The organism is Parasedimentitalea psychrophila, assembly GCF_030285785.1.
GTDB lineage: Bacteria > Pseudomonadota > Alphaproteobacteria > Rhodobacterales > Rhodobacteraceae > Parasedimentitalea > Parasedimentitalea psychrophila.
On sequence record NZ_CP127247.1, the window covers coordinates 2,974,080 to 2,992,856 of the forward strand.

General features: G+C 59.9%; 17 protein-coding genes and 1 riboswitch. Of the genes, 4 read left to right on the top strand and 13 right to left on the bottom strand.

Annotated features, from left to right (window positions below):
* The 8 genes from thiS to dctP form a co-directional block, all read right to left on the bottom strand.
* A complete protein-coding gene (gene thiS / locus QPJ95_RS14540; protein ID WP_270919821.1) occupies positions 1–198 on the bottom strand; it encodes a sulfur carrier protein ThiS in 198 nt (65 codons plus the stop codon).
* On the bottom strand, positions 182–1,177 hold the full coding sequence (locus tag QPJ95_RS14545) for an FAD-dependent oxidoreductase (protein WP_270919822.1): 996 nt from the start codon (positions 1,175–1,177) through the stop codon (positions 182–184). Before QPJ95_RS14545 ends, thiS begins: the two co-directional genes overlap by 17 nt.
* Before the next feature lie 2 nt (positions 1,178–1,179).
* On the bottom strand, positions 1,180–1,986 hold the full coding sequence (gene thiD / locus QPJ95_RS14550; protein WP_270919823.1) for a bifunctional hydroxymethylpyrimidine kinase/phosphomethylpyrimidine kinase: 807 nt from the start codon (positions 1,984–1,986) through the stop codon (positions 1,180–1,182).
* A 61-nt stretch (positions 1,987–2,047) separates the two neighbouring features.
* A riboswitch (TPP riboswitch) is annotated at positions 2,048–2,148 on the bottom strand.
* Between the two features lie 124 nt (positions 2,149–2,272).
* A complete protein-coding gene (locus tag QPJ95_RS14555; RefSeq protein WP_270919824.1) occupies positions 2,273–3,790 on the bottom strand; it encodes a malonate--CoA ligase in 1,518 nt (505 codons plus the stop codon).
* Between the two features lie 11 nt (positions 3,791–3,801).
* Complete coding sequence (locus QPJ95_RS14560) at positions 3,802–5,049, bottom strand: malonyl-CoA decarboxylase (protein ID WP_270919825.1); 1,248 nt, start codon at positions 5,047–5,049, stop codon at positions 3,802–3,804.
* Positions 5,046–6,362, bottom strand: a complete 1,317-nt coding sequence (locus QPJ95_RS14565) for a TRAP transporter large permease (RefSeq protein WP_270919826.1) — start codon at positions 6,360–6,362, stop codon at positions 5,046–5,048. The genes QPJ95_RS14560 and QPJ95_RS14565 overlap by 4 nt, the downstream gene beginning before the upstream one ends.
* Entirely contained in the window at positions 6,362–6,910 is a 549-nt protein-coding gene (locus QPJ95_RS14570; RefSeq protein WP_270919827.1) for a TRAP transporter small permease, read from the bottom strand. The genes QPJ95_RS14565 and QPJ95_RS14570 overlap by 1 nt, the downstream gene beginning before the upstream one ends.
* Positions 6,911–6,979: 69 nt before the next feature.
* On the bottom strand, positions 6,980–7,966 hold the full coding sequence (gene dctP, locus QPJ95_RS14575) for a TRAP transporter substrate-binding protein DctP (protein WP_270919828.1): 987 nt from the start codon (positions 7,964–7,966) through the stop codon (positions 6,980–6,982).
* Positions 7,967–8,106: 140 nt separating this feature from the next.
* Here dctP and QPJ95_RS14580 point away from each other — a divergent pair, with 140 nt between their 5' ends.
* Both QPJ95_RS14580 and QPJ95_RS14585 read left to right on the top strand, forming a co-directional pair.
* Positions 8,107–8,763, top strand: a complete 657-nt coding sequence (locus tag QPJ95_RS14580; RefSeq protein ID WP_270919829.1) for a GntR family transcriptional regulator — start codon at positions 8,107–8,109, stop codon at positions 8,761–8,763.
* Positions 8,764–9,000: 237 nt separating this feature from the next.
* A complete protein-coding gene (locus tag QPJ95_RS14585; protein ID WP_270919830.1) occupies positions 9,001–9,837 on the top strand; it encodes an alkaline phosphatase family protein in 837 nt (278 codons plus the stop codon).
* 194 nt (positions 9,838–10,031) lie between these two features.
* Here QPJ95_RS14585 and QPJ95_RS14590 read toward each other — a convergent pair whose 3' ends face one another.
* The 5 genes from QPJ95_RS14590 to QPJ95_RS14610 all read right to left on the bottom strand — a co-directional run bounded on the left by QPJ95_RS14590 (position 10,032) and on the right by QPJ95_RS14610 (position 16,587).
* Positions 10,032–10,955 carry an alpha/beta hydrolase gene (locus QPJ95_RS14590; protein ID WP_270919831.1) on the bottom strand — a complete coding sequence of 308 codons (924 nt, stop codon included), beginning with the start codon at positions 10,953–10,955 and terminating at the stop codon, positions 10,032–10,034.
* 103 nt (positions 10,956–11,058) lie between these two features.
* Positions 11,059–12,954: an acyl-CoA synthetase gene (locus QPJ95_RS14595; RefSeq protein ID WP_270919832.1), complete on the bottom strand. Its 1,896-nt coding sequence runs from the start codon at positions 12,952–12,954 to the stop codon at positions 11,059–11,061.
* 152 nt (positions 12,955–13,106) lie between these two features.
* Positions 13,107–13,568, bottom strand: a complete 462-nt coding sequence (locus tag QPJ95_RS14600) for a hypothetical protein (RefSeq protein ID WP_270919833.1) — start codon at positions 13,566–13,568, stop codon at positions 13,107–13,109.
* 168 nt (positions 13,569–13,736) lie between these two features.
* A complete protein-coding gene (locus QPJ95_RS14605) occupies positions 13,737–15,536 on the bottom strand; it encodes an ABC transporter transmembrane domain-containing protein (RefSeq protein ID WP_270919834.1) in 1,800 nt (599 codons plus the stop codon).
* Between the two features lie 187 nt (positions 15,537–15,723).
* Positions 15,724–16,587, bottom strand: coding sequence for a LysR family transcriptional regulator (locus QPJ95_RS14610; RefSeq protein ID WP_270919835.1), 864 nt, complete (start codon positions 16,585–16,587; stop codon positions 15,724–15,726).
* 100 nt (positions 16,588–16,687) lie between these two features.
* Between QPJ95_RS14610 and tmpA the strand changes: the two genes are divergently transcribed.
* Entirely contained in the window at positions 16,688–17,830 is a 1,143-nt protein-coding gene (tmpA, locus tag QPJ95_RS14615) for a 2-trimethylaminoethylphosphonate dioxygenase (protein WP_270919836.1), read from the top strand.
* Positions 17,827–18,426: a (R)-1-hydroxy-2-trimethylaminoethylphosphonate oxygenase gene (gene tmpB, locus QPJ95_RS14620; protein WP_270919837.1), complete on the top strand. Its 600-nt coding sequence runs from the start codon at positions 17,827–17,829 to the stop codon at positions 18,424–18,426. The genes tmpA and tmpB overlap by 4 nt, the downstream gene beginning before the upstream one ends.
* Positions 18,427–18,777 lie beyond the last annotated feature (351 nt).

Sequence of the window (18,777 nt, forward strand, 5' to 3'; positions counted from 1 at the left end):
TCAACCTCCCTGCATCGGCGCCAGCACTTCAATCTGATCGCCGTCTTTCAGGTCCTGCCTCGTGCGCAGGGCCAGCGGCACAAAGGCGCCATTTACCGCTGTCGCGACAGTCGCGCTGCCAAAGCCTGCCTCGGCCAGCAGTTGCGCCAGGGTGGTGGCCAGGGTGCTGCGTGGTTTCCCGTTAAGCTGAATGTTCATGGATGTTCTCTTCTTGGTTTGTGCCAAAGATCATGTCGCCAACCCGGCGGCCAAAACCCGGGGCCAATAGATAGCCGTGCCGGTAAAATCCATTGACCCGGATCAGATTTCCGTCGCGCTGCACGCGCGGCAGATTGTCGGCAAAGGCGGGGCGGGTATCGACGCCGGTTTCCAGCACCTCAGCCTCGCCAAAGGCGGGGGACAGGGCGTAGGCGGCGCTGAGCATTTCCAGCAGCGAGCGCGCCGTCACATGGCTGCTGGCGCTGCTCTCAATCATGGTGGCGCCGACCATGAAAATGCCGTTGCCGCGTGGCACCACATACAGCGGGATGCGCGGATGCAGCAGGCGCAGGGTGCGCGACAGGCTGACATCCGGGCAGGACAGCATCAGCATCTCACCTTTGACACCGCGCAAATCACTCAGCACATCCCGCGCGCCATAGCCGCGGCAGTCGATGGTCAGCCCAAGCCTAGCACTGTCGGCCGGGTCGCGTTCGGCCTGGATGAAGTCCACCCCATCGGCCAAGAGCGACTGATGCAGGCAGGTGAGCGCAGAGCGCGGGCAGATATGGGCTTCGCTGGCAAACAACAGCCCGGCAGAAAAGCGATCCCCCAGATCGGGTTCCAGCGCGGCTATCTGGTCGCGGTCCACATGATCAAAATGGCTGGTGCGGCGGGCAAACTGGCGCAGCTGGCCCTGATCGCGGTGCTGCGACAGAACCAGAGATCCCTTTTGCTGCACCAACCCGGTCTTCTGCTGCCACCAGCTGGCCGCATCGCCGCCAAGGCGCAGCACCTCTGGCGCGGCGCTTTCGGCCTCGCAATAGGGGGCAAGCATACCGCCGGCCCACCACGAGCAGCTATGCGCGCCGGGGGCGCCACCCCGGTCGTAAAGCTGAACATGGGCGCCTCGGTCGCGCAATTCGCGGGCGACACAGAGCCCGACAACGCCGGCGCCGATGATGGTGATCTCAACCATGATTAGCTCCAGACCGCGTAGAAGTGATGCACCGGCCCATGGCCGCTGCCGATGGTCAGCTGATCCGCAGCGATGATCGCCTGTTGCAAATAGCCATGCGCCGCCGTCACTGCCGCCGGTAGTGGCAAGCCCTGTGCCAGCTGCGCCGCTATGGCTGCGGAATAGGTGCAGCCGGTGCCATGGGTGTTGCGGGTGTTGACGCGGGGCGCTGACAGAAGCAGTGGCGCTGTGGGTCCGGCCAGCAATAGATCGGTACAGGTGACCCCGGTGCTGTGACCGCCCTTCATCAGCACTGCTTTGGGGCCGAGCGCCAGCAGCGCGCGGGCCTGATCCTCCTGGCTGGTCAGATCCTGCGCGACATCACGGCCCAGCAGGCAGGCGGCCTCGGGCAGGTTGGGGGTTAGCAGATCAGCGCGTGGCAGCAGCTCGGATTTCAGGGCCTCAACGGCGTCCTCTTGCAGCAGCGCGTCGCCGGATTTGGCAATCATCACCGGGTCCAGAATGACCATACCGTCGTAACCAGACAGCGCATTGGCGACGGTTCGGATGATCGCCGGCGAAAACAACATGCCGAGCTTGATCACCTGCGGTTTCAGGTCCGACAGCACCGCGTCGATTTGCGCCCGCACCACATCCGCGGGGATCGCGTGCACGGCGGTGACTTTGCAGGTGTTCTGCGCGGTGACAGCTGTGATGACGCTGGCGCCATAGACATGATTGGCTGAAAACGCCTTGAGATCGGCCTGTATACCGGCCCCGCCACCGCTGTCCGAGCCAGCGATTGTCAATGCAATGGGTGTCGTTTTCATTCTGCGCCCTTCGTAAAAACAAGGGCAAGGCAGCACAGGAAACGAGAGTCAGGGCGCCACATAAACGCATCGATCCGTTCCCTACGCCGGTATTGCCCGGATCAGGTTCGACGGGTCGATGCAAGCATCTCTCAGCCCTTAAGGGCCCCCCGACGGATTGGCTGTGGTTTAGTGAATACAAGGAGAGCATGCAAGCGGTTCACGCCTGCATGCTCTGGATGACGACCGATTCCGCCCGAGGGCTCGGTTCGAAATACGGTCGAAACACTGTTGTTTTTATGACCCGTTATTGCGCGGCGAACAACCGGCTATATTCCTCACGCAGGAGGTTTTTTTGCACCTTTCCCATGGTGTTTCGCGGCAGTTCCGGCAGCACGATCAACTTTTTGGGGTGCTTGAAGCGGGCCAGTGAGTCGCCCACGGTGGCGCTGATCGCCTGCAAATCCGGCCCGGTTTCATCGCTGGCGACAAGAAAACCGACAACGGTTTCGCCAAAGTCGGGGTGCGGCACGCCGATCACCGCGCTTTCCAATACGCCGGGTTGGTCGTCCAGAACCAGTTCGACCTCTTTGGGATAAATGTTGTAGCCGCCTGAGATGATTAGGTCTTTGTTGCGTCCGACAATCTGCACATAGCCCTGCGCATCAATCACCCCCAGATCGCCGGTGATGAAAAACCCATTCGCGCGCAGCTCTTCGGCGGTTTTTTCCGGCATCTGCCAGTAGCCTTGAAAGACGTTGGGCCCGCGCACCTCGATCTGGCCGATCTCGCCATCTGGCAGAGTGTCGCCGGTGGCGGTATCGGTGATTTTCAGCTCCACCCCCGGCAAGGGTCTGCCAACCGTGCCGGCGCGGCGTTCGCCATCGTAGGGGTTCGAGGTGTTCATATTGGTTTCGGTCATGCCATAGCGTTCCAGAATGCGATGGGTGGTGCGGCTCTCGAACTGGATATGGGTATCGGCCAATAGCGGCGCACTGCCCGAGATGAACAGCCGCATGTGGCGGGTCAGCTGCTTGGTAAAGCGGGCGTCATCCAGCAACCGGGTATAAAAGGTCGGCACCCCCATCATGACCGTGGCAGGGCCTAGGTTTTCGATCACCTGATCGCAATTGAACCGGGGCAGAAAGATCATTGAACCACCGGCCAGCAGGGTGACGTTTGTGGCGACAAACAGCCCGTGGGTGTGAAAGATCGGCAAGGCGTGCAGCAGCACGTCGCGATCGGTGAACTGCCAGTAATCGACCAGGGTTTCGGCATTGGACAGCAGGTTTTGCTGGCTCAGCATGGCGCCCTTGGAGCGCCCCGTGGTGCCCGAGGTATAGAGAAAGGCGGCCAGGTCATCCAGCTGTCTGGCAACGGTGGGAAAGCCGTCAGGTTTGGTTGCGGCCAGGGTGGTGAGCGAACCAGTGCCATCGGCATCCAGCGTTTCCAGCAGCGCCCCGGCGGCTTGGGCGACGGGCGCAAGAGCCGCCCGATTGACGCTGTCGCAGACCAGCAGTTTGGCGCCGCTGTTCTCCACAAAATACGAGACCTCGGCTGCGGTATAGGCGGTGTTGAGCGGCAGAAACACGATGCCTGCCTGCACGCAGGCGGCATAGATCGCCAGCGCCTGCGGTGATTTCTCAACCTGAACCGCCAGCCGCTCACCCGGCGCGACCCCGGCGTCGCGCAACACATGCGCATAGCGCGCCGCCATGCACAGGAAATCGTCATGGGTCACCGAGCTGCCATCCGTCAGATGCAGAAACGGCGTGGTTTTGCCGGCGTAGCGACCAAAGAGAGTGTCATAGAGAGGGTTGGTCATCGAAAGTGTCCTCATGTGTCTTGCAGTTGGGCGGCGGCGCTCAGGGCGGTAACTTCGGCGGATGCGACTACGGTATGGGCCGAGGCAAATTGTTCGTGGTTCTGCGATATCAGCGGCAGGTCATAGAGATAATTCACCATTGCGCCACCGGATTGTGCCAGACCGTTTTCCGACAGGTCGGCGCCGGCGTGGACCGCGTGGATCAGGGCGCCATTGCCCAGATGGAAACGCGCCACCGGATCATAGGGCGCGCCGTTGGGACGTTTGGCGGTCAACAGGTAATGGGCGGCGATCTTGCGCTGCTGCTCGGCATCCCTCGCGTCGGTCGGCGCTCCGGCCTGCTCCAGCCAGCGGTTCAGGCCGGGAATCGGCGACAGGGTGACAAAGGTTTTCAGGTTGGGCAATTCGCGCGACAGATCGGCAACCACCTGTTTGATCAGCGAGTTTCCGAACGAGATCCCGGCCAGTCCGGCCTGACAGTTGGAGATCGAGTAGAACACCGCGGTGTCGGCGGCCTGTGCCGCGATATTGTCGCGCTCATCCGCCAGCAGCCCCTGCACCGATGCGGGTATGCCTTTGGTCAGGGCGACCTCGACAAAAATCAGCGGCTCATCCGGCATTGCCGGGTGAAAAAAGCCAAAACAGCGCCGGTCGGCAGGTTGCAGGCGGCGGCGCAGATCGTCCCAGCTGTGAATGGCATGCACCGCCTCATAGGCGATGATCTTGTCGAGAATGTCCGCCGGGCTTTGCCAGCTGATCGGCCGCAGCACCAGAAAGCCGAGATTGAACCAGGAGGCGAACAGGTGCCGCAGATCCAGATCGACCACCGCCAGTTGCGGGTGGTCTCGGGTCAGTTTCAGCAGGTCCTTGCGCATCTCGACCAGCTGCTTGGTGGCGCCTGGCACCTGGTTCAACCGGCGCGCCAGTTCCTGGCGCCGCGGTTCAGAGGCCGCCATGAAATGTTGGTAGGTGGATTTGCTGGGCTCAGCCGAATAGGCCTCTAAGGCGCTTGATACTTCATCGGGGATAATGCCCAGATGATCCGTCAGGTAGGTAAAGAACGCGTGCCTTCCGTCCCCGTCCATAGCCGCGTAACTGTCGAGGATATGCCGGGCGAGGACCATGCCGGAGACCTCGCCCGAGCTGCTTAACAGATCGCTGCACAGCTCGTCGATAGAGCGGCCCTGATGGTCGGGTTCCGAGGCACCGCGATAGCGGCGCTCAAACACCGTGTTCAGAAGATCCGCAAGAAAGCTCATAACCGGGCCCCCATGACTGCGTCTGGCAACCAGGTCGCAAGACCGGGGAACAGGCAGAGCAGCACAATCGCCAGCACCATACAGGCCACATAGGGCAGTGAGCCCAAAAGTATAGTTTTGAGCGAGATGTCAGGGGCAATGCCGCTGATCACATAGAGGTTCAGACCGACCGGCGGCGAGATCAACCCGATCTCCATATTGATGGTCAAAATCACCGCAAACCAGATCGGGTCAAAGCCCGCTGTGATGATGATCGGCAGCAGGATCGGCGCCGCCATCAGGATCACCGCAACCGGCGGCAGGAAGAAGCCGGCGATCAGCAGGAATACGTTCACCGCGCCCATCAGCACCCAGCGGTTCACCTCCAGCGTACCGATCCATTCGGCAATCGACTGGGTGATATAGAGGCTGGACAGCATGTAGGAAAACACCCCCGCAGCGGCGATGATGAACAGGATCATCACGCTTTCCCTGGTGCTGTCGCGCAGCACCACCCAGAGATCGCGCGGATGCCACAGCTTGTAGATCACCACGGCGATGATCAGGCAGAGCAGGGCGCCCACAGCAGCGGTTTCCGACGGGGTGGCGATGCCGCCATACATGGCATAGAGCACGCCGAGAATGATCGCCAGAAAGGGCAGCACCCGGGGCAGCACTTCAAAGCGTTCGCGCCACGTATAGCTGCGGCCGTTCAGCAGGTTGGGATCGCCGGATTTCCAGGTGGCATAGAGCGACCAGGCCATGAACAGGCCCACCAACAGCAAGCCGGGGATGACGCCTGCCAGAAACAGGCGGCCAATCGAGGTCTCGGTGGCAATGCCATAGACAATCATGGTGACCGAGGGCGGGATCAGGATACCCAGGGTGCCGCCGGCGGCAATCGACCCGGCGGCAACGCCGTCCGGGTAGCCGCGCTTGCGCATCTCGGGGATGCCCATCTTGCCAATGGCGGCGCAGGTGGCCGGGCTAGAGCCGGACATGGCGGCAAACAGTGCACAGGCACCAAGGTTGGATATCACCAGCCCGCCGGGAATACGGGTGAGCCAGCGCTCCAGCGCCTCGTACAGATCAGCACCGGCGCGGGTTGACGAGATGCTGGAGCCCATGATGATGAACATCGGGATCGACAGCAGGGCAAAGTTGTCCAGCTTGCCGAACAGGATTTCCGGCATCAGCTCCAGCGAGCGCATACCGTCGAAAATCACCAGAAACCCGCCGGATACGATCAGCAGGCCAAGGCCGACCGAGACGCCGGAAAACAGCACCAGAATGGTGGCAATGGCGACAATGGCGCCTAAATACAGCGGATCCATCAGCGATCCTCCAGACCAAAGGGTTGATCAACTTTGACAATGAGGGCGACCAGATCGGCAATCAGTTGCAGCAGAAATAGGGCAAAGCCAACCGGCAGCGACAGATAGGGGATCCACAGGCGCACCCCCCAGATGGTGTCCGAGTGCCAGTTGCGGGCCCAGGCAAAATGCCAGTACTCATAGCCGTACCACAGCATGATGGCGACAATCACAATCGACGCTGACAGGGTGACGATGGCCAGCACCATGCGCGCCGGTTTCGGCAGCATCAGCGGGATCAGATCGACGTTCACGTGACCCCGCAGGCGCTGCACATAGGGCAGCCCGATCAGGGTGGCTGAGATCACCAGATAGATCACCGCTTCGGTCTGCCAGATGGTGGATCCGTTCAGCACGAAGCGCACAAAGATCATTTGGCAGGTGATCGCCACGGCGGCGACAATCATTGCCGCCGAGATCCATCCGGCAAGTGTTGAGATAGCAGCTACGGCACGCAGGAATGGATTGTTCCCTGCCTGCGCCGCAGCGGCTGAGCTATGGCCAGCCATTACGTCTTCCTTTGATATTCGGGGGTCGTTTGGGGTGGGCGCTGCATGACATGCAACGCCCGGTTTTCATCACTCGACAGCAAGCGCCAGATCCAGCAGTGCCTGTCCGCCGGGAACGTCCTCGACGAATTTCTTATACGAGGTTTCCTGCGCAATCGCGCGCCATGCGGCAAAATCCTCGGCGGTCATTTCGGCGATCTCAACACCAGCCTCTTCGTAGGCAGTGACCGATGCAGCATCCTGTTTCTTGGCTTCTGCCAGATAAAACGCCTCGGCCTTGGCGGACCCGGCCAGCAGCGCGGCCTGTTGATCGGCGGTCAGACCGTCAAAGGTGGATTTGTTCATCAGCAGTGGTTGATACATGAACCACAGGGCGATGTCGCCGGCCGGGGTGTAACATTTGACCTGCTCGTAGATGCGATAGGACACAAACGACGAGGACGAGGTATTGGCAGCGCTGAGCACGCCGGTCTGCATGGCGTTGTAGATCTCGGACGAGGCCATCGAGGCAATCGAGGCGCCGGCGCCGGCCAGCATCTGTTCAAACGACTTGCCCGCGGCACGGGTCTGCAGGCCCTTCACATCCTCGGGGCCGGTGATGCATTTGTCTTTGCCGACAAAGCCACCAGCCAGATAACCATGCACCAGCACCATCACGTCATCTTCGGCCATCTTGGCCTCAAGCGCCTCCATGAAGGGTGAGTTCGACAGGCGGGCGGCGTGGTCGTGGTTTTTCACCAGACCCGGCATCAGGGTCAGATTATAGGCGGGCTGCTGGCCGCCGGCATAGCTGAGCGGCAGAACGGACATGTCCAGCTGGCCGCGGCTCAGTGGTTTATACTGCTCGCGCGGCTTGAACAGGGATTTGGAGCCAAAGATCTTGATGTCCAGATCCACATTCGCGGCGGCAACCTCGTCGGCGACGATCTGTGCGACCTGATGACGGATGTCTTTGTTGGACCACTGATGAGACAGGCGCAGTTCGGTTGCACCGGCAGCGCCGGTCAGTGCCAGTACGGCGGCAGTTGCAACTGCCATAAGCAAATTCGTTTTCATTTATTCCTCCCTTAGGTGCCCAGTGGTTTTTTCAGCTGAGCGAATTTGGCGAGTGTTTGCCGAATTGAATTCAAAGTCAAGATTCTTGTATACAAGAATATCCACATTGCGCACAGTGTCCGAGTCTGGTATCGATTGGTATGGAAATTCGACGCGCTGACATGATTGCAGATGAGCTGGAAGAGCTGGTTTTTGCTGGGGAATATGGCGATGGAGATCGGCTGGACGAGGTCAAGCTGGCGGCCCATTTCGGGGTGTCGCGCACACCGCTGCGCGAGGCGTTTCAGCGCTTGGTGGCCTCGGGGCTGGCGGAACAGATCCCCCGTCGCGGGGTGTTTGTGCGCCAGCCGGGACCGGTGGAGCTGATGGAAATGTTTGAAACCATGGCCGAGATTGAGGGTGTTTGCGGTCGTCTGGCGGCGATGCGCATGTCGGATGCTGCGATCGAGGTGTTGGCCAAGGCCAATACCCGGTGCCAGCAGGCGATCGAGGCCAGCGATATTGATGGCTATTATCGCGAGAACGAGGTGTTTCACCACTTCATCTATCAGCAGTCCGGCAATTCGTTTCTGGAGCAGGAGGCGCTGCGGCTGCACCGACGCCTGAAACCGTTCCGCAGGCATCAGTTGAAATTTCGCGGCCGGATGGCGCAGTCGATGTCTGAACATGTTGCGATTGTCGCGGCACTGAAACAGGGTGATCCGGACCGGGCCGCGGAGGCCCTGCGCGGCCATGTCGCCATTCAGGGCGAGAAATTCCATATGCTGATGTCGAGCTTGAAAACCGCCGCCCAGTAACTGCCGCCCAGTAACCGCCGCCCAGTCACGAAAAACTGGAGCTCTGAGGGCATCTCTTTCTGGTGTGTCTCATGATTTCCAACAATTTGTGGGGCGGTGTCATCACATGTCTGCGGGAGAGGTGGATGGGTGTCGTTTTCAGGCCCTGTTGGTCTCAAACGTGCAAGGCAAGCGGCTCAAAAAATTGCTGATATGCGAAATGGACCGACAATCGGTTTCAGGCGCGAGGAGCCCCCGATGAACACCAAATTGCTTTTGATCATCCTTGACGGGGTGCCCTGGCGAAACTTTCGCCGCCTGTTTGGAAACCTGGAGGGCTGGGTCGACAGTGGCGAGGCCCGGGTCTGGAAACAGCGCGCTGTGCTGCCCTCCATTTCCGCCAGTTGCTATGCGTCGATCCACACCGGAGTGTCGCCGCAACAGCATGGCTGCACCGGCAATGCAAATGTGTTTCGGCTCAGCCATGACGATGTGTTTAGCCAGGTGCGCAAGGGCGGCGGCGTGACCGGTGGCGTGGCGCACAGTTTCTGGTCGCAGTTTTTCAACCGGCACCCTTTTGATCCTGTGATGGACGTTGAATATGATGAGCCGGACAGCCAGACCATCAACCACGGTCGGTTTCATTCGATGACCGGCTATGGCCACCACAACCAGATGACGCCGTCAGATGTTGATCTGTTTGGCTCATTGACCAACCTCTGCCTGCGCAAGGACCTGGATTACGGCATGCTGCATACCTGCACGCTTGACAGTATGGGGCACCGCTATTTTCACGACTGTCAGGAAATGGATCACGCCTGTTTTGCGATGGACGAAATGCTGGCTCCGTTTATCACCCGCTGGCGGAAGATGGGCTATGAGGTGATGGTTACGGCTGACCATGGTCAGGATGCGCGTGGTCATCACGGCGGCCGAGATCCGTTGCAACAGGAAACGGCGCTTTACTATTTCGGCGAGGCGCAGGGACCCAGCAGCGACATGGTTATTGATCAGCTGCAAATCGCCCCCACCATCCTGTCACGGATGGGCGCGCCGATTGCAGACACCATGCTGGCCGAGCCGTTTTTGTGGTGAGATCGCAGGCCCCGGCAGGGGCCTGCATATCCGTCAGGAGTGGGACAGGCGGCGAGACAGGCGGGGCGCTGCCCCGGACCCCGAGGTATTTTTAACAAGAAGAAGGCGGCAGAGGGCGGCATGACACCTGATCCCTGTCCGGGTGATGTGTAGGGTGTGTGCTTGCACGCACCATCTGTTGTGTGGGTGCGGGGTCACTCGAACGGCCAGATTTCCTGGCCCAGGGCTTCGACGGCGACTGAAATGCGTTCGAAACTGTTGCGGGCCCGACCGACCGAGTGGCGGGCGCGCAAATAGCCGTGCACCAATCCGGGTTCGTTGATCCAATGCACCTGACCGCCCACCGCCTGCACGTGATCGCGGTAGTGGCGCGAATCGTCGCGCAGCGGATCACAGTCGGCTGTGATCAAAACCGTCGGCGGCAGGTTTGAGAAATCGCTGTCCTGCAAGGGGGCAAAGCTCGGGTCTCCCACTGGCAGCGGCCCGTCGCAGCGGAATTGCTGGTAATACAGACATTCATCGCGGGTCAGCATTGGCGCCTGGGCGTGCTCGATATAAGATCCTTTGGTCATATCGCCGCCCAGTCCGGGGTAGATCAACACCTGTCCCAGCACCCCCTGAAGTTTTCCGCGCGCGTGATGCGCCACTGCCGCTGCCAGGGTGCCGCCGGCGCTGTCACCGAGCAAAATCAGGCTGTTGCCATAGTGTTTTGCCGCCCATTGGGTGGCGGTCCAGGCGTCGTCAAAACTGGCCGGGTGTTTGTGCTCGGGGGCCAGCCGATAATCAACCGAGATTACGCGGTAGCCGGTCTGGGCGCAGATCTCGGCGCAGATGTCATCATGGCTGTCCAGCCCGCCGACGACAAAGCCGCCGCCGTGGAAAAACATCACTGTGCGCGATGGATCACCGGCCCAGTAGTGGCGCAGCGGCACCCCATCTGCCGAGAGCTCTTCGGTCTGGACCATGGGGGGGTGGGCGACGTGGAAATCGCGGCACATGGCATCATAGTTGTCGCGTTGTTCATCCAGGCTCAGCTCGACGGCAGTGTCGCCGTAGCTTTCGCCGGTTTTGCGGATGAAACCCCAGGTCTCGGCGTCAATCAGTTTTTCATAGTCCATCCCGGATCTCCGCTGAGTTTACCCGAGACTAGACCAGGAGTGGCCAATCTCCCAAACAAAGAAAGCGCCACGGGGGCGCTTTCCTGTCGTTTATGGGGTTGCTCTATGCGCTTGGCATCAGCTCCCAGGGGCGGGTAAAACCGCCTAGCACCCTGGCGATTTTATCGTCTGAAATGCCATTGGCTTCGACCTGGGCGACCAGACCGCGCTTTTTGTCGTCGATCACGTTTTCAACCCGCGCAGCCAGCCCCGATTTGAGCAGGGCGTCGTTGTAGACCCGGGTAATTGCATTGCGGCGCAGATCCGGTTTGAACACCTTGCCAACAGCCGTCTTGGGCAGCTCGTCCAGAATGGTCATATGTTTTGGAATGGCGGCGCGTTCGTGGACGTGCAGTTTGCAGAACGCCATTAGCTCTTCAGGTGTGACCGAGGCGCCGTCGACCAATTCGACAAAGGCGCAGGGCAGCTCTCCCGCATGGGCATCAGGCTGCCCGATGGCACCGGCAAAGGCCACTGCCTCGTGGCCCAGCAGCGCCTCTTCGATCTCGGCCGGGTCGATGTTGTGACCGCCGCGGATGATCAGATCCTTGGCACGGCCAGTGATCCACAGATAGCCGTCCCCGTCTATCCGGCCCAGATCGCCAGTGCGCAGGTATTTGTCGAAATAATACAGGTCGGTATTCTTGGCCGCCTCGGTATAGGTATGGCCCGCATAAACGCCGGGGTTGGAGACGCAGATCTCGCCGATCTCATCCTCGGCACTTTCCACCGGGCCATCTGCGGTGCCCTTGACGATCTTCACATCTGTGTAGGGGAACGGGATGCCGGTTGATCCGATCTTTTTCTCGCCGCTTGGCGGGTTGCAGGAGACCAGACAGGTGGCCTCGGTCAGGCCGTAGCCTTCGACGATAGAGATGCCGGTGGCCTTTTCAAAGCGGCGGAACAGTTCGATGGGCAACGGGGCCGAGCCGGAAAAGGCGGTTTTCACGGTTGAGACATCGGCATCAATCGGCCGCTGCATCTTGGCCGAAATGGCTGTCGGCACGGTGATGATAAAGGTGATCTTCCAGCGTTCGATCAGCTTCCAGAAATTGTCGAAAACCCCTTCGCCGCGATAGCCCTGCGGTGTCGGAAACACCACATGCGCCCCCGAGGCGATGGTCGGCATTAAAATGACGTGGCAGGCAAAGACGTGGAACAGCGGCAGCGGGCACATGATGTTGTCTTCTTCGGTGAACAGCAGCCTGCTGCCCAGCCAGCCGTTATAGATCATGCCCGAGTATTTATGTTGTGCCACCTTGGGCATGCCGGTGGTGCCGCCGGTGTGGAAATAACAGGCCACCCGGTCGCCGTCACTGTCGGCAAAGTTGAGCGTGGTGGGCTGTTTGTCGAGCTCTTTGTTGAAGTTTTTGTAATCCGCGTGCGCGATTTTTTCCTTGCCCTCTAGCTTGGGCCGGATCAGTGGCACGATCCATGATTTGGGTGGCGACAGATAGCGGTTGAGATCCACCTCGAGCACGGTGTTCACATTGGGCGCATGGCGCACCGCCTCGGCCACTTTCTGGGCGACGTCGGTCTTGGGGAAGGGGCGTAGCGTGACCACAACCTTGGCATTGGTCTCGCGCAGGATCGAGGCGATCTGTTCCGGTTCCAGCAAGGGATTGATCGGATTGACGATGCCGGCAACTGCACCGCCCAGGAGCGCGAATATGGTCTCGTGGCAATTGGGCAGCACATAGGCCACCACATCTTTTTCGCCGATACCCAGCGCGCGAAACAGGTTGGCGGCCTGAGTTGTCTTGTCCTTGACCTGGGCCCAGCTGAGGGTCTCGGCCTTGTCGGTGGCACCGGACTGGATTTGATAGCTGACCGCATTGTTATTTGGAAATTTAGCTGCGGTGCGCGACAGAAGGCCGTATAGTGTCGCGGGTAAATCCCGCTGGTCATACGGCATTTCATTTTCTATCGCATTGCGATCATCAATCCCGGCAAATGCCATGTCATCCCTCCGCTGGGCCCATCTGCTGCGGGCCTGTTTTGTGCTTTGGCCCAAGATGCGGGGAAAACCAGATTGACGCAAGCGCAGGCGCAGGGTCACCCCAAGGCAACCATGTTATGACGCTGCGCCATTCTGGGATTGGCGATGGTCGCCTAGACGCCCGCGCTGCCATAGGTATCAAGCGAGCCGCCGGCAACCAGATGGTCCAGAAGCACCCGGCGTTGCTCTCCGTAGGTCAGGTTCAGCACCCGGACCTCTTCGGCTGTCAGTTTACGCCGTTCATAGCCAAGATCAGCTAGGCAGCGGTCCACAGCCGAGGCCTCGCCGCTGTCGCGAATATCCTCCTGGACTGGATAGACAATAAGCGGTCCAAGAATGCCGGCGAATATAATCCCGCCCACATAGCTACTGACCACTGCGGTGTTGCCGCCTCTTTTTGCATTTGGAGAGCAGGTTATGACCGCGGCCTTGGCAGCGTCAAGACTGTGCCCCTGCTGAAAGGGGACCGAGGGTCCGGGGGTGCCTGCGCATCCTGCCAAAACCGCCAATCCGGCCAGTGCGGTTGACCGCAGCAGGGAGCGGACCGTAAAAATTCGCGCGTGGTGCAAAGTCATAAAATGAATCCTATTTGGTAGAATGCTCTTCGTAACTATCCGGGGAATGGGTTTAAATCCAGTCCGGGTTGGTGGCTCAGGTCGGAATTATCCCTGTCATTCGTTTCAAAAGCAAAAGCCCCGGAGGTTAATCCGGGGCTTTGGTTCTGGAGGATATCGCTGGCAGGTCTATTCAGCGGCCATTCCTGCGGTGAACTGCAACCGGGCCAGACGGGCATATAGCCCGCCTTGGGCAACCAATTGATCGTGGGTGCCGGTGGCAACAATGCCGCCGTCCTCAAGCACCACAATCCGGTCCGCCTTTTTCACTGTTGCCAGACGATGCGCCACAATCAGCGTGGTGCGCCCCTCGCAGAGTTCATCCACGGCGGCCTGCACCAGACGTTCGCTTTCGGCATCCAAGGCCGAGGTTGCTTCGTCCAGCAACAACACCGGGGCGTCGCGCAGGATGGCGCGGGCAATGGCGATGCGCTGCTTTTGGCCGCCGGACAGCATCACACCGCGTTCGCCGACAAAACTGTCGTAGCCGTCGGGCAGGGCTGAGATGAAATCATGGGCGGCGGCGGCCTTGGCGGCGGCTTCGACCTCGGCGTCTGTCGCATCAAGGCGGCCAAAGCGGATGTTGTCGCGGGCCGAGGTGGCAAAGATCACCGGATCCTGTGGCACCAGCGAGATCGCCTGACGGAACTGGTCCCGCTGCAGGTCGGGCAGGGCGATCCCGTCCAGTTTCACCACCCCTGTAGTGGGGTCATAGAAGCGCTGGATCAGCTGGATAATGGTGGTCTTGCCGGCCCCCGAGGGACCAACAAAGGCCACGGTTTCGCCCGGTGATACGGTCAGCGTCACATTCAGCAGCGCCGAGGTTTCGGGGCGGGCCGGGTAACGGAACGACACATTGTCAAAGGTGATCTCGCCGCGCACCGGGCTGGCCAGTGTTTTGGGCGCGGCTGGATCGGTGACGTTGTCCTTTGCGTTCAACAGCTCGATCAGCCGATCGGTGGCGCCTGCTGCACGTTGCAGCTCGCTCCAGATTTCGGACAATGCGGCAACCGAGCCTGCGACCAGAACCGAATAGATCACGAACTGGATCAGGGTGCCTTCGGTCATCACGCCGGCGCGCACGTCGATGGCGCCCATCCACAGCACTCCGACGATGCCGGAGAACACCAGGAAGATCACGATGACGGTCAAATAGGCGCGGGTTCTGATCCGCCGCTGCGAGACATCATACGAGGTTTCGGTCATTTCCGCGAACTGCGCCCGGCTGGCGGTCTCATGGGTGAAGGCCTGCACCGTCTGCACCGCAGACAGGGCCTCGCTGGCATTGCCAGAGGAGGCCGCGATCCAGTCCTGGTTCTCGCGGCTGATCACCCGCAGTTTGCGACCCAGCACCAGAATAGGCACGATCACCGAGGGCACGATCAACAGCACCAGACCTGCCAGCTTGGCCGAAGTCAGCAGCATCAGCACCAGGCCACCGATGAACAGCAGGATATTGCGCAGGGCAATGGAAACCGACGATCCCAACACCGACTGGATCAGGGTGGTATCGGTGGTGATCCGGCTGAGCACTTCACCGGTCATGATCTTCTCGAAGAACTCGGGGCTCATGCTGAGAACCCGGTTGAACACCGCCATGCGGATATCAGCCACCACCCGTTCGCCCAGCCGGGTCACCAGCGCATAGCGCAGCCCGGTGCCGACGGCCAACAGGGCGGCAATCCCCAGTGCGGCCAGGAAATACTGGCTGAGCAGCTCGCTGTCACTGACCCGGAAGTTATCCACCACCCGGCGCACCGCCAAAGGCAGTGTCAGCGACAGGCTGGCAGTTAACACCAAGGCAAAAAGCGCCAGTATCATCTGCACCCAGTAGGGTTTCATGAATGGCCAGAGTGCCCCAAGCACGCTGATTTTCTTAGAGCTCTCGCGCTCTTCATTTGCGTGAGGTGCTGCTTTTGATCGCGCCATTTCGGATCCTTTGATCTGTCTATCCCGGCAGGCGTATAATGCGCTGCATATGGCCAAGGTTCATGGCCCCGCAACGGCGTCGCGTCAAGCGGCCAAGTGCCGCGCTTGGCGGCGAGTTTGCCAAGTTATGCTGCTGCCCGTGATGGCGGGGAGATGCGAGAGCGGGCGACGGCACAGGAACCCGGCGTCAACCGGGTCTGGTCAGGGTCTTTGAAAGCATTGACCACTGCCGTTGGGACAGGCTCTCCTTGGAGGCCAGTAGCCAGTTGGTATCGCGCGTTGTCAGACTGTCCTGGGACAATCGGACCAACCGCCCGGACTGCAAATCCTCTTGGCACAATGGCAATGAGGCCAGCACCACCCCAAGCCCCGCCCGCGCCGCTGCCAGTGCAGATGAAAACGCATCAAAGCGGAACATCGGCACTGGGGTCACCGGGTCACCGGTCTGATCCGCCCAGTCCTTCCAGCCGGGTCGCGGCCCGGACAGGTTCAACCGTGGCAGCGTTTGCCAGGGCTTTGGCGTCTGCAAAAGACCGGGCGCCGCCACCGGGCTGATTTCCTCTTTATACAGCGGCACCTTATAGTGTTGCGGCCAGTCGCCGCCGCCGTATCTGACCTTGATAATGTCATCTTGTTGGGTGACATCAGAAGCCAGCACCATTGATTTGAACGAGATCTGGATATGCTCTTGCGCGGGGATTTGTTGCAGCCGCTCGGCGATCCACAACTCAATGACGCTGGCGGTTGCGGAAATCGTCAGGTGCTTTCGTTGCACTCCGAATAGCGCCTCGGAACTGCGGCGCAGGCTGATCAGCGCCGAGCTGACATAGGGCAGCCAGGTCTCGCCATCCACAGTCAGGATCACGCCGCGGGCCTGGCGCAGAAACAGCGCGGTGCCGATCTGACGCTCTAGATTGCCGATGCGCTGACTGATTGCAGATTGGGTCAATCCGGTTTCTGCCGCCGCCGCCGTGAAGCTACCGGTCCGGCCGGCCGCTTCAAAGGCGCGGATCCATTCGAGGGGCAGGTTATCAAGTTGTAGGTTCGACATTAGCAATTCCGGGTCTCAGGGGCTAATTAGCTAATTTGATATAATGCAAAAAAGCGACCAAACATAGTCTAAACATGACTCGGGACTAAGGTTTATACCAATGACTACGCTCACAGTGCACGACAACGGCAAGTATATCGCCATTCAAACGCAGGGTAAGTCCACCCGGTTTCACGCAATCTGGCTGCGCGACAACGCCTGGGATTCGGCAACCCGCGCGGTTGGCAACGGTCAGCGCCTGCTGGCGCTGCGTGATATCCCGGCGGATACGTCAATTGCCTCGGCGGTGATCGAGGGCGACATCGTCACCCTGACCTTTGCCCCCGAAGCCAAAACTGTTGACTACCCATTGGCCTGGCTGATGGACAATGCCTATGACACCGCAGCCAGCACCGGCACCGGCTGGACCGGATCGGCTGTCAAAACCTGGGACAGTGGCCTGATGGCCGACGTTCCTGTTGGTGATTTCGCCAAGGTCAGCACCGATGATCATGCCTTGTCTGGCTGGCTGGCGAACGTCGCCCGCTACGGCTTTGCCAAATTGGAAAATGGCCCGGTCACCGATATGGCGCTGATGAAAGTGGTGGATCTGTTTGGCTATGTGCGCGAAACCAATTATGGCCGCCACTTTGAGGTCCGCACCGAGGTGAACCCAACCAATCTGGCCTTTACCGGGCTGGGCCTGCAGGCGCATACCGACAACCCCTACCGGGATCCAGTGCCGTCGCTGCAGGTGCTCTACTGCCTTGAAAGCTCTGCCGCAGGTGGCGAGAACATGGTGGTTGATGGCTTCCGCGCTGCCGAGCGTTTGCGCGAGGAAAACCAGGACTGGTTTGATGTTCTGAGCCAGTATTGCGCCCGTTTTGAATATGCCGGTGAAGACGATGTTATCTTGCGCTCCCGCCGCCCGATGATTGAACTGTCCCCGGACGGAGAGCTGGTGGGCATCCGCTTCAACAACCGGTCGCTGGCGGCAGTCACCGATGTGCCGTTTGACAAGATGGACAGCTATTACGCCGCCTATCGGCGCTTGGGCGAAATCATCGACGACCCGGACATGGAAGTCACCTTCCGGCTTAATCCCGGCGAAAGCTTTGTGGTGGACAACACCCGCGTGTTGCACGCCCGCAAGGCCTATTCCGGCGCCGGCACCCGCTGGTTTCAGGGCTGTTACGCCGACAAAGACGGCTTGCTCTCCAAATTGGCCGGCCTGCAGGCCCGCACACTGGAAGCCGCAGAATGAGCCAGGAAAAGAACTCCGAGCTGACACCCAGCACCATCGTCGCCTTTATCGGTGATATCTTTGAGCGCTGCGGTAGCGAAGAATACCTGGGCGAAGCGGTCACCATGGGCGAGCACATGCTGCAAGGCGCGACCATTGCCGAGCAGAATGGTCAGGACGAAGAGATCATTGTCGGCGCTTTGCTGCATGATATCGGGCATTTCACCTCAGAATTCGGCACCTTCTCGATGGACGATATCGAGGACCGGTTTCACGAAGAGGCGGGCGCCCAGGTGCTGGCAGAATTCTTCCCGTCGGTGATCATTGATTGCGTGCGCTATCATGTGGCGGCCAAGCGGTATCTATGTGCGACCAAGCCGGAATATTACAAACGCCTGTCACCGGCGTCGATTCACTCGCTTAACCTGCAAGGCGGGGCGATGTCGCCCGAGGAGGTGGTTGAGTTCGAAAAAAACCCGAACTTGAAGAAAATCATTCAGGTCAGATACCTGGATGAGGCGGGTAAACGCGACGATATGGATACCCCGGATTATTGGCATTTTGCGCCTATGGTCCAACGTCTGGTGGACCAGCATTGCGGCGTCAAAACCGCCTAGGTCCAGCCCGGTTTGACCGCAGCTCCCAGCCGCGCGCTGAACCGGCCAGTGGCTTTGGCCACTGCACTACACACAGAAACGGTTTCCCCAGTGGAGACCGTTTTTTTTTTGAGGCGTGCCGCCGTCCACAGACCACCGGAGCGGTGCTTGGGGTTTTTGGCTAGCCACTGAAAACAAGTTGAAAACACGGATATTGCGCGCCTCTGTGGTGACCTGATTTGGTCACGATATATTGGGAGAGCTCAGTGGAGCGGGCGGCGGGAATCGAACCCGCGTCATCAGCTTGGAAGTCTAGTGTCCAAAACTTGAATTACGCCATAAATTCAACCGGATACCGGAAGTGGTGATCGG